This is a genomic window from Streptomyces capoamus (assembly GCF_014654935.1).
In the GTDB taxonomy this organism is placed as follows: Bacteria; Actinomycetota; Actinomycetes; order Streptomycetales; family Streptomycetaceae; genus Streptomyces; species Streptomyces capoamus.
In genome coordinates this window covers 45,559-55,802 of the sequence record NZ_BNBF01000020.1, presented here as the reverse complement: position 1 = coordinate 55,802, position 10,244 = coordinate 45,559, and the positions used below count along the sequence as shown (strand labels likewise).

Sequence of the window (10,244 nt, the reverse complement as noted above, 5' to 3'; positions counted from 1 at the left end):
GAAGTGAGGTGACCACGAAGTGAGGTGACCACGAAGTGAGGTGACCACGAAGTGAGGTGACCACGAAGTGAGGTGACGGTCCGCCCCCGCACCTCCTCCCCCGGCCTCGGGGACGCGCAGGTGCGGGGGCGGTCACGGCACCTCGGGCCGACCGGGCGCGCCGTCCCCGGCCCGCCGTCCCCGGTCCCCGGCCCGCCGTCCGCGGTTCGCCGTCCGCGGTTCGCCGTCCGCGGTTCGCCGTCGGCCGTCCGCGCCGGACCGGTCCGGACCGCGGGTCCGCCGTGCCCCGCACGGCGTACGGGGCCGGGCGCGATCCGCGCGCGAGGCGCTCCCCCGCGAGGACGGCACCTTCCCGGACGCGGACGTCACCGAGAAGGAGCACACGGCGGCCGGCCCGGACGGACCGCCCGGCCTGCCGCCGCCGCTGCCGCCCCCTACCGTCTGAGCCATGCGCTCCCGTGTGGTCCTCGCCCTGGTCTCCGCCTCCTGCCTCGCCCTGCTCGGCGCGGCGCCCGGTGCCGAGCCGGTGCCGCTGCCCGCGACAATGGCGGACACCGGCGGGGGCCGCCAGCTGATCGTCGCCCAGGCCCCGGACACCGGGGCCACGACGGGCACGGTCGGCTGGTGGGAGCTGCGGGACGGGCAGTGGGTCCAGGCGGGATCGGCACCCGCACGGTTCGGGGCCGGCGGACTGGTGGAGGGCGCCACCCGCCGACAGGGCACGAACACCACACCGACCGGGCTGTACGACCTGCCCTTCGGCTTCGGCACGAAGGCGGCGCCGGCCGGGACGAGGGTGGAGTACCGGTCGGTGCGGGAGAGTTCCTGGTGGTGCCAGGACAACGACTCCGCCTCCTACAACCGCTGGGTCGACCCCCTGCCCGCCGACTGCCGCGCCGCCGAGTCCGAGCACCTGGTCGACTACGGGGCGCAGTACGCCCACGCCCTGGTCGTCGGCTTCAACTACGACCGGCCCGTGCGCGGGCGGGGCGCCGGTATCTTCCTGCACGTCGACGGGAAGGGGGCGACGGCCGGCTGCGTGTCGGTGCCGGAGGACGCCATGCGGCGGATCCTCGCCTGGACCGACCCGGCCGCGAAGCCGCACCTGGCCATCGGCACGGCGGGCGGGGACACGGCCGTCACCCGGTACTGACGGCGCCGTCCCCCCGGGCGGGGACGCGCACCGTGAAGCTCGTGGACCCCGGCCCGCTCTCCAGGTCCACACCGCCCCCGTGCGCCTCCGCCACCGCGGCCACGATGGACAGGCCCAGGCCCGCCCCGCCGCCGGGGGCGTCGCAGCGGCGGCGGTGTTCGGCGCGGGTGAAGCGTTCGAAGACGGTGGGGCGGATGTCCTCGGGGACGCCGGGCCCGTCGTCGTGGACGGTGAGACGGGCCCCGCCGGTGCCGGCCTCCAGGGTCACCGTGACCTCCGTGCCCACGGGTGTGTGCACACGGGCGTTGGCCAGCAGGTTGGCCACCACCTGGTGGAGGCGGTGCGCGTCCCCCTCCACGGTCACCGGCTCCGCCGGCAGGTCCAGGGCCCACCGGTGGCCGGGGCCGGCGGCCCGGGCGTCCGTCACCGCGTCCAGGACCAGGCGGGTCAGGTCCACCGGCCGCCGCTCCAGCGGGCGGCCCGCGTCCAGGCGGGCGAGCAGCAGCAGGTCGTCGACCATCTCGCCCATGCGGGCGGACTCGGCCGTGATGCGGTGCAGGGCGCGGGTCACCTCCGGTGGCACCGGACCCGGGTGCAGCAGGGCCAGTTCCGCGTGGCCGCGGACCGAGGCGACCGGGGTGCGCAGCTCGTGGCTGGCGTCGGCGGCGAAACGGCGCAGCCGCTCCTCGCTAGCGTGGCGCTTGGTCAGGGCGTCCTCGACATGGCCCAGCATGCGGTTGAAGGCGGCCGCCACCTGGCCGACCTCGCCGTGCGGGTCGGTGTCCGGGGCCCGTGGCGGCAGTGCGACCTCTCCGCTGGCCAGCGGCAGCTCGCCGACCCGGGTGGCGGTGGCGGCGACCCGGCTGAGCGGCCGGAGCGACCAGCGGACCCACCAGGCGCCGGCCACGCCGGTGACGACCAGGGCGAGACCGAAGACGACGCCGGCCACCAGTTCCAGGCGGTGGACGGTGGCCTCCACCGGCTCCAGCGGGAGGCCGACGATCAGCACGTCCCCGTCCCGGCCCGGGGAGGCGACGACCCGGTAGTCGTGCAGGGCGGACAGGTCGACGGTGTGCGGCCGGGCGTCGGCCGGTACCCGGGCCAGCCGGCCCGCGTCCCGCGCGGTCAGGTCCACGTCCAGGTCGGCGGCGGGGTCGCCGGAGCGGATCAGCCCCTTGTGGGTGACCGTGCCGTGCAGCAGCCGGGCACCGAAGGTGCCGGTGGCCGTGCGGCGGGTGTCGGCGTGCTCGTCGCCGTCGTGGTCGTCGGGCAGCCGGCCCTCGTGTTCCAGGCTCTCCGGGAAGCGGGTGCCGACCTGGGCGAGCTGTTCGTCCAGGCGCTGGGTGAGGAAGCCGTTCAGCTCCACGACCGCGGCCAGGCCGACGGCCGCGCAGCTCACCGCCAGCAGCGTCACCAGCCCGACGGTGAGCCGGGCGCGCAGGGTGCGCGGACGCGGCGGCCTCACCGTTGCACCGGCTTGAGGACGTACCCGGCGCCGCGCACCGTGTGGATCATGGGTTCGCGGCCGGCGTCGACCTTCTTGCGCAGGTAGGAGATGTACAGCTCGACCACATGGGCCCGGCCGCCGAAGTCGTAGGACCACACCCGGTCGAGGATCTGCGCCTTGCTGAGCACCCGGCGGGGGTTGCGCATGAGGAAGCGGAGCAGTTCGAACTCGGTCGGCGAGAGGTCGATCAGCTCGCCGGCCCGGGTCACCTCGCGGGCGTCCTCGTCCATCACCAGGTCGCCGACGACCAGCCGCGGCCCCTCTTCCCGGCTGCGCGCCATCCCGGCCCGGCGCAGCAGGCCGCGCAGCCGGGCGACGACCTCCTCCAGGCTGAAGGGCTTGGTGACGTAGTCGTCGCCGCCCGCGGTGATCCCGGCGATCCGGTCCTCCACCGCGTCCCGGGCGGTGAGGAAGAGCACGCACACGCCGGGCCGCACGGCGTGCAGGCGGCGCAGCACCGCGAAGCCGTCGGTGTCGGGGAGCATCACGTCCAGGACGACAGCATCGGGCAGCAGCTCGCGCGCGGCGGCGAGGGCGGCGGCGCCGTCGCCGGCGGAGCGCACCTCCCAGCCCTCGTAGCGCAGGGCGCCCGTGAGCACCTCGGCGAGGTCGGGGTCGTCGTCGACGACGAGGACGCGCGGCGCGGTGCCGTCGGGGCGGGTGAGGGCGGGGCGGCCGGAGCGGGTGGTGTTCATGGCGTCCACCAGCATCGCCGGTCCGGGGCGCCCGGGGTGTCCCGCGCTCCTGTGAGTTTCCTCTGAGTCCGTCCGGCGGGGCGTCGCTCAGAGCTGCCTCAGAGGTTCGCCGCGCACAGTGGCGGGGCCGACGGACGAAGGGACGGCGAACACTGATGACGACCGTGGACGCGCGGCGGGCGGCGCACGCCCCGCCGCCGCGCGCGAAACGCCGGCGCTCCCTGGCGGGCCTCGTGGCGGCCCTGCTGTGGGCGGGGGCGGCGGCCGTCCTCGCGCTGTGGTGGGCGGACACCGGCTCCGTGGTCGGGGTGGCCGGGTGGCTGACCGGCGCCGGGCGGATCGCCGGGCTGCTGTGCGGGTACGCCTGCGCGGTGCTGGTCGGTCTGATGGCCCGGGTGCCGGTGCTGGAGACACGGGTCGGCTCGGACCGGGTGGCGCGCTGGCACGCGCAGGCCGGCCGGTACACGATCTGTCTGCTGCCGGCGCACGTCGTGCTGATCCTGGCCGGGTACGCGGCCCAGGACCGGGTCTCGCTGTGGCACGAGGCGGTCACCGTCGTCCTGGACTATCCGGAGATGCTGAAGGCGACCGCCGGCACCGTGATCCTGTGCGCGGTCGGCGTCACCTCGGTGCGGGCCGTGCGCCGCCGTACCGGGTACGAGTTCTGGTACTACGTCCACCTGCTCACCTACGCCGCCGTGTTCCTGGCGTTCGGGCACCAGCTGACCCTGGGCGAGCAGTTCAACGGCGGCACGGTGGCGGCCGCCGCCTGGTACGCGCTGTACCTGGGCGTGGCGGCCCTGGTGCTGTGGTTCCGGGTCCTCGCCCCCGTCCGGCTCAACCTGCGCCACCGGCTGGCCGTGGATTCGGTGCACCAGGAGGCACCGGGGGTGTACTCGGTGGTGGTGCGCGGCCGGCGTCTGGACGAACTGGCCGTACGGCCGGGGCAGTTCCTCCGCTGGCGGTTCCTCACCGAGGGGATGGCCTGGACGTCGACGCCGTACTCCCTGTCGGCGCCGCCGCGCCCCGGCCTGCTGCGCATCACCGTCAAGGCGCTCGGCGGCCACAGCGCGGCCGTGGCCCTGCTGCGCCCCGGCACCCGGGTGTGGGCGGAGGGCCCGTACGGCGCGCTGACCGCGGACCGGGCCGCCGGCCGGCACACCCTGCTGATCGCGGCCGGCGTCGGGGTGACCCCGCTGCGGGCGCTGTTCGAGACGCTGCCCGGCGAGGTCACGCTGCTGTACCGGGCGCGCGGCGCCGAGGACCTGGCCCTGGGCGGCGAGCTGGAGGCGATCGCCCGCCGGCGGGGCGCCCGGGTGCTGTACGCGCTCAACGGGCCCGGCGGGGAGCGCCCGGCCCTGACCACGGAGGCGCTGCGCGCGACCTTCCCCGGGCTGGCCGGGCACGACGTCTTCGTGTGCGGCCCGTACGGCTTCGCGCAGGACGTGTACCGGGCGCTGCGGGCGGCCGGGGTGCCCGACCGCCGGATCCACCACGAGTCGTTCGAGCTGTGACCCGCGAGGCGTAGAGAGGCCTGGACATGCACGCGTTGAACAAGAGCCGTCCGCTGCGCCGGATCGTGCTGGCGAGTGCCGCGACCGTCTCCGGGGCGGTGCTGCTGCTGGCGCTGAAGCCGCACACGGCTCCCCCGCTGGTGACGGCGGGCACCGAATCGCCCGCCGCGTCGAGCGGTGCGGCGCCGGGCCGGACCGGCCAGAACCGGACGGCCACCGGGGACAGCGTGCGGACCCGCTGGGGTCCGGTCCGGGTACGGGTGACGGTGCGGGACGGCCGGCTGACCGACGTCACGGCCGTGGCCTACCCCACGGACAATCCGCGGGACCAGGAGATCAACGGCTACGCCCTGCCCCAGCTGCGGCGGGAGGCGCTGGCGGCGCAGAGCGCGCGGATCGACTCCGTGTCGGGGGCGACGTACACCAGTGAGGGGTACCGGCAGTCGCTGCAGTCCGCGCTGGACTCGGCCGGCCTCTGAACACCCGGCGGATACGGCACGTATCTGAGGGCCAAGGGTCAAGTCCCCACGGAGGAACCGTGACCACCACGCTCGCAGGCGGACGTGCCGCCCGCCGACAGACGATGCGCCGCATCCGTCCGCGCCGCTCCCCGGCCGTCCCGCTGCTGCTCGCCGTCTGGGCGGGCGCGGCGGCCGTGCTGTGGCTGTGGTGGCACAACACCCCCGCCGTCGCCGACCTGACGGGCCAGGTCCTGGGCGCGGGCAGAATCACCGGCCTGCTGGCGGGCTATCTGATGGCACTGGTGGTGCTCCAGATGGCGCGCGTCCCGGCGCTGGAGCGGCGGGTCGGCTCGGACCGGGTGGCCCGCTGGCACGCGATGAGCGGCCGGTACACGCTGTCCCTGGTCGTCGCGCACGTCTTCCTCATCATGTGGGGGTACGCGCTGCAGGCGGGCAAGTCCCTCGGCGACATCGTCCAGCAGACCGTCGACTCCGTCGAACAGCTGCCGGACATGGGCAAGGCCGCCCTCGGCACGGGCCTGTTCGTGGTCATCGGGCTGACGTCGATCGGTCCGGTCCGCCGCCGGCTGCCGTACGACGCCTGGTACCACGTGCACCTGCTGACGTACGCGGCGGTGTTCCTGACGTTCTGGCACCAGATCACCACCGGCAACGACTTCGCGGTGGAGCCCGCCGCCAAGACCTTCTGGTACGGCCTGTACGGCGCGGTGACCGCGCTGGTGCTGTGGTACCGGATCCTCACCCCGATCCGGCTGAACCTCCGGCACCGCATGCGGGTGGAGGCGGTCATCGAGGAGACGCCGGGCATCGTGTCGGTGCTGATCGGCGGGCGGCGGCTGCACCGGATGGGCGCGGAGGCGGGCCAGTTCTTCCGCTGGCGGTTCCTCGCCCCGGGCATGCGGTTCAGCTCGCACCCGTACTCGCTGTCGGCCGCCCCGCGCCCCGACATGCTGCGGATCACGGTGAAGGCGATCGGCGACCACAGCGCCCGGCTGCGCGAGCTGGCGCCCGGGACGAAGGTGTGGGCCGAGGGGCCGTACGGCGCGCTGACCGCGCAGCGCCGCAGCCGCGGCAAGGTGCTGCTGGTCGCGGGCGGGGTCGGCATCACGCCGATGCGCGCCCTGTTCGAGACGCTGCCCGGGGCGGCCGGGGACATCACGCTGCTGTACCGGGCCAACACCACGCAGGACCTGGCGCTGTGGGACGAGCTGGCGGCGATCGCCGAGGAGCGGGGCGCCCGGCTGATGTACGCCGTGAACAGCCCGGAGGGCGAGCGGCCGGACATCTCCGCGGAGAACCTGCAGCGGAAGATCCCGGACATCGAGACGCACGACGTCTTCATGTGCGGTCCGCCCGGGTTCGCGCAGTCGGTGTTCGAGGCCCTGCGGGAGGCGGGGGTGCCCGCCCGCCGTATCCACCACGAGTCGTTCGAGATGTGAGCGGAGCTGCGAAGCGATGAGGAAGAGCCACCCCGTGCGGCGGGTCGTGCTGGCCACCGCCGCCACCGTGTCCGGAGTCGTGCTGCTGCTGTCGCTGAAGCCGGCGTCGGATCCGGCCGCGGCGTCGGCGGCGGGCGCGGCCCCGCAGCAGACGGCGGCCGGCCAGGAGTCACCGCAGGGCGGGGCGCGGGGCGCCGCCCCGGCCGGCTCCGGCACGGTGACCGGTGACGCGGCGCAGACCCAGTACGGGGCCGTGCAGGTCCGGCTGACCGTCAGCGGCGGGAAGATCACCAAGGCGGAGGCGGTCCAGGCGCCCAAGGGCGGCCTGAGCGACCAGAAGACCCAACTCGCCGTCCCCAAGCTCAACCAGGAGGCCGTGGCGGCGGGCACGGCGGACATCGACTCCGTCTCCGGCGCCACCTACACCAGCGAGGGCTACAAGAAGTCGCTGCAGTCCGCGCTGGACCGGATGAAGCCGGCGTCGTCGGGCACCCCGGGCGGGGGCGGCGCGGCGCAGGCGCGGACGGTCACCGGGAAGACCGTGCAGACCCAGTACGGGCCGGTGCAGGTCCGGATCACGGTCAGCAGCGGCAAGATCACCGCGGCGGAGGCGGTCCAGGCGCCCAAGGGCGGCCTGAGCGACCAGAAGACCCAGCTCGCCGTCCCCAAGCTCAACCAGGAGGCCGTGGCGGCGGGAACGGCGGACATCGACGCGGTCTCCGGCGCCACCTACACCAGCACCGGCTACCGGCAGTCCCTGCAGTCGGCGCTGGACCAGGCCGGTGGCTGACGCGGTGACCGAGCAGGCCGGGGCGCCCGCCGCGGTGCGTCACGCGGAGGAGGTCATGGGGACGGTCTTCTCCTTCGACGTCCGCGGCGGGGATCCGGACGCGGTGCGGGCGGCGCTCGCCGAGGCCGTCGCCGCACTGCACCGGGCCGACGCGCTGTTCAGCACCTACCGCGAGGACAGCGAGGTGTCGCGGCTCGCCCGGGGTGAGCTGGCCGTCTCCGGGTGCGCTCCCGAGGTGGCCGCGGTGCTGGAGCTGGCGGCCGAGGCGGAGCGGGTCAGCGAGGGCTGGTTCAGCCCCCGCTACCGGGGTTCCCTGGACCCCACCGGCATCGTCAAGGGCTGGGCGGCCGAGCGGGCCGCCCGGGTGCTGGCGGCGGTGGCCGGGGTGCGCGGGGTGAGCGTCAACGGGGGCGGCGACGTGCAGCTGCTCGGCGCGCCGGAGCCGCAGCGCTCCTGGCGGGTGGGGGTGGCCGATCCGCTGCGGCCCGGCGGGCTGGCGGCGGTGATCTCGGCGGCGGGCGCGGCGGAACTTGCGGTGGCCACCTCCGGTACGGCGGAGCGCGGCGCGCACATCGTCGATCCGCGCACCGGTCGTCCCGCGGTGACGGACCTGGTGGCGGTGACGGTGGTGGGGCCCCGGCTGACCTGGGCGGACTGCTGGGCCACGGCCGCGTTCGCGATGGGCTCGCGGGCCGCGCTGGCCTGGCTGGAGTCCCTGCCCGACGTGGAGGCCCTGCTGATCACCGCGGGCGACGAGGTGCGGTGCACCGGGGGGCTGGCGGCGCGACTGGGCTGAGCCGTCCGGGAAGCGGCCCTCGGTTTCTCCACCCGGGAGCCTTGTCACCCAGCGGCCTTTTTCGCCCGGATGCGAGATTTTTCCTCCGGATCGGCATCCGGCACCGGCCCTGGGACGTATCTCATATGAGGCAAGTTGAAGGAGGAACGACATGGCCATCTTCAGCAGCCTGATGCCCGCGATGCGGGATCATGGCGACGACTGGTCGAGCCACGGTCACGGCGACCACGGCCACGACCATCACGGCGACCACGGTGACCACAGCGACCACGGTCGCGGCGACCACGGTGACCACGGCCACGGCGACCGTCACGGCCACGGCGGCTACTGATCACCCACGCCGCTGAGCGGACCGGAGACCGAAGGCTCCGGTCCGCTCCGCCGGTCCCCGAGGAACGCACCCCATGGCGCATCCCCTGCGGCGTCTGCTCCCGCCGGCCGAGAGTGCCGACGCCGTGGTCGCGGCCGCTCCCCCGGTGCCCCCGCGCGAGGTGTTCCGGCGGTTCTGGCCGTACACCCGCGGCGGCCGGCGCTGGCTCGTGCCCGTCGTCCTGTTCAGCCTGGCCGGTCCCCTCGTCGACGCGGCCGAACTGTGGCTCTTCAAACTGGTCGTGGACGACGTGCTCGTCCCCCGCGACCTGCACCCCTTCCTGTGGATAGCGCCGGCCTTCCTGGGCCTGGTCGTCTGCTCCGGCGTCCTCGGCTTCGCCGACGACGTCACCTCCACCTGGGTCGGCGAGCGCTTCCTGCTCGCCCTCCGTGCCGACGTGTTCCGGCACGTCCAGGGTCTGTCGCTCGGCTTCTTCGAGCGCCGGCGGCTCGGGGACGTGCTGTCCCGGGTCACGGGCGACGTCGACGCGGTGGAGACGTTCCTGCTCTCCGGAGTGGCGGACGCCCTCTACTACGTGGTCCGCCTCGGTGTCTTCCTCGGCCTGCTGTGCTACCTGCGCTGGGACCTGACCCTGCTCGCCCTGGCCGTCGTGCCGCTGTTCTGGGGCGCCGCCCGGCACTTCTCGCGGCTGGTCAAGCAGGCGTCCCGGGAACGCAGACGGCGCAGCGGCTCGCTCAGCGCGGTCGCCGAGGAGTCGCTGGGCAACGTCCTGCTGGTGCAGGCGTACAACCGGCAGGGCTGGGAGGAGCGCCGGTTCGAGCGGGAGAGCCTCGGCCGGTTCCGGGCGACGATGGCCTCGGCGCGGATCCGTGCCGTCTACCGGCCCGTCGTGGAGGTCATCGAGGTGGCCGGCGGCCTCGTCGTGATGGGCCTGGGCACGTGGAAGCTGGCCCAGGGGCAGCTGACGCTCGGCGGACTGCTGGTCTTCCTCGCACTGATCGGCAAGCTGTACGGCCCGGTCCGCGGGCTGTCCCGCCTCGGCACGACCTTCTACGCGGCCTCCGCCTCGGCGGAACGGATCATCGAACTGCTGGACCAGCGGCCCCAGGTGACCGAGGCACCCGGCGCCCGGCGGACCGGCCGCGCGCGGGGCGAGCTGGAGTTCGACGGGGTGTGGTTCCGTTACCCCGGCGCCCCGTCCTGGGCACTGTCGGACGTGTCCTTCCACGTGGCACCCGGCGAGACGCTCGCGCTGGTCGGTGCCAGCGGGGCGGGCAAGTCGACCGTCGCCAAGCTCCAGCTGCGCTTCTACGACCCCGACCGGGGGGCGGTCCGCCTGGACGGGACCGACCTGCGGCAGCTGCGCCTGTCCGACGTGCGGGAGAGCGTCGCGGTGGTGCTCCAGGAGACGCTCGTCTTCCACGGCACCGTCCGGGACAACATCGCCTACGGCCGGCCGGGGGCCACGGACGCCGATATCGTCGCGGCGGCGCGGGCGGCGGACGCGCACGAGTTCATCGAGCTGCTCCCCGAGGGC

The 10,244-nt window shown here is 74.8% G+C and carries 10 protein-coding genes; 8 read left to right on the top strand and 2 right to left on the bottom strand.

What is annotated here, in order from left to right; translation table 11 throughout:
- Nucleotides 1-448 precede the first annotated feature (448 nt).
- A complete protein-coding gene (locus IE312_RS27560) occupies nt 449-1,153 on the top strand; it encodes a L,D-transpeptidase family protein (RefSeq protein ID WP_189985012.1) in 705 nt (234 codons plus the stop codon).
- Here the strand turns inward: IE312_RS27560 and IE312_RS27555 are convergent.
- Together IE312_RS27555 and IE312_RS27550 are read right to left on the bottom strand one after the other, a co-directional pair.
- Nucleotides 1,140-2,618 carry a sensor histidine kinase gene (locus IE312_RS27555; RefSeq protein ID WP_189985011.1) on the bottom strand — a complete coding sequence of 493 codons (1,479 nt, stop codon included), beginning with the start codon at nt 2,616-2,618 and terminating at the stop codon, nt 1,140-1,142. The two genes, IE312_RS27560 and IE312_RS27555, sit on opposite strands and share 14 nt — an antisense overlap.
- Entirely contained in the window at nt 2,615-3,355 is a 741-nt protein-coding gene (locus tag IE312_RS27550) for a response regulator transcription factor (protein ID WP_189985010.1), read from the bottom strand. Before IE312_RS27550 ends, IE312_RS27555 begins: the two co-directional genes overlap by 4 nt.
- Before the next feature lie 155 nt (nt 3,356-3,510).
- On the opposite strand from IE312_RS27550, the gene IE312_RS27545 reads away from it, so the two are divergent.
- From IE312_RS27545 to IE312_RS27515, 7 genes are all read left to right on the top strand, one after another.
- Nucleotides 3,511-4,869: a ferredoxin reductase family protein gene (locus tag IE312_RS27545; protein WP_189985009.1), complete on the top strand. Its 1,359-nt coding sequence runs from the start codon at nt 3,511-3,513 to the stop codon at nt 4,867-4,869.
- A gap of 26 nt (nt 4,870-4,895) precedes the next feature.
- Complete coding sequence (locus tag IE312_RS27540; RefSeq protein WP_189985008.1) at nt 4,896-5,348, top strand: FMN-binding protein; 453 nt, start codon at nt 4,896-4,898, stop codon at nt 5,346-5,348.
- Between the two features lie 59 nt (nt 5,349-5,407).
- Nucleotides 5,408-6,790: a ferredoxin reductase family protein gene (locus IE312_RS27535; RefSeq protein ID WP_189985007.1), complete on the top strand. Its 1,383-nt coding sequence runs from the start codon at nt 5,408-5,410 to the stop codon at nt 6,788-6,790.
- Nucleotides 6,791-6,806: 16 nt separating this feature from the next.
- Nucleotides 6,807-7,580 (top strand): FMN-binding protein, encoded by a 774-nt coding sequence (locus IE312_RS27530; RefSeq protein ID WP_189985006.1) that lies wholly within the window; start codon nt 6,807-6,809, stop codon nt 7,578-7,580.
- The gene (locus IE312_RS27525) at nt 7,573-8,376 is read left to right on the top strand and encodes an FAD:protein FMN transferase (RefSeq protein WP_229900509.1); all 804 of its coding nucleotides are present in this window, start codon (nt 7,573-7,575) and stop codon (nt 8,374-8,376) included. Before IE312_RS27530 ends, IE312_RS27525 begins: the two co-directional genes overlap by 8 nt.
- 151 nt (nt 8,377-8,527) lie before the next feature.
- Nucleotides 8,528-8,707 carry a hypothetical protein gene (locus tag IE312_RS27520; RefSeq protein WP_189985005.1) on the top strand — a complete coding sequence of 60 codons (180 nt, stop codon included), beginning with the start codon at nt 8,528-8,530 and terminating at the stop codon, nt 8,705-8,707.
- A gap of 73 nt (nt 8,708-8,780) precedes the next feature.
- Nucleotides 8,781-10,244 (top strand): ABC transporter ATP-binding protein (locus IE312_RS27515; protein WP_229900508.1); only part of this gene is annotated, 1,464 nt, incomplete at its 3' end.

Excerpts from the sequence above, each read along its gene's own strand:
- IE312_RS27540 (WP_189985008.1), top strand. The coding sequence starts at position 4,896 with ATGCACGCGTTGAACAAGAGCCGTCCGCTGCGCCGGATCGTGCTGGCG.
- IE312_RS27560 (WP_189985012.1), top strand. The coding sequence starts at position 449 with ATGCGCTCCCGTGTGGTCCTCGCCCTGGTCTCCGCCTCCTGCCTCGCC.
- IE312_RS27550 (WP_189985010.1), bottom strand. The coding sequence starts at position 3,355 with ATGAACACCACCCGCTCCGGCCGCCCCGCCCTCACCCGCCCCGACGGC.
- IE312_RS27520 (WP_189985005.1), top strand. The coding sequence starts at position 8,528 with ATGGCCATCTTCAGCAGCCTGATGCCCGCGATGCGGGATCATGGCGAC.
- IE312_RS27545 (WP_189985009.1), top strand. The coding sequence starts at position 3,511 with ATGACGACCGTGGACGCGCGGCGGGCGGCGCACGCCCCGCCGCCGCGC.
- IE312_RS27530 (WP_189985006.1), top strand. The coding sequence starts at position 6,807 with ATGAGGAAGAGCCACCCCGTGCGGCGGGTCGTGCTGGCCACCGCCGCC.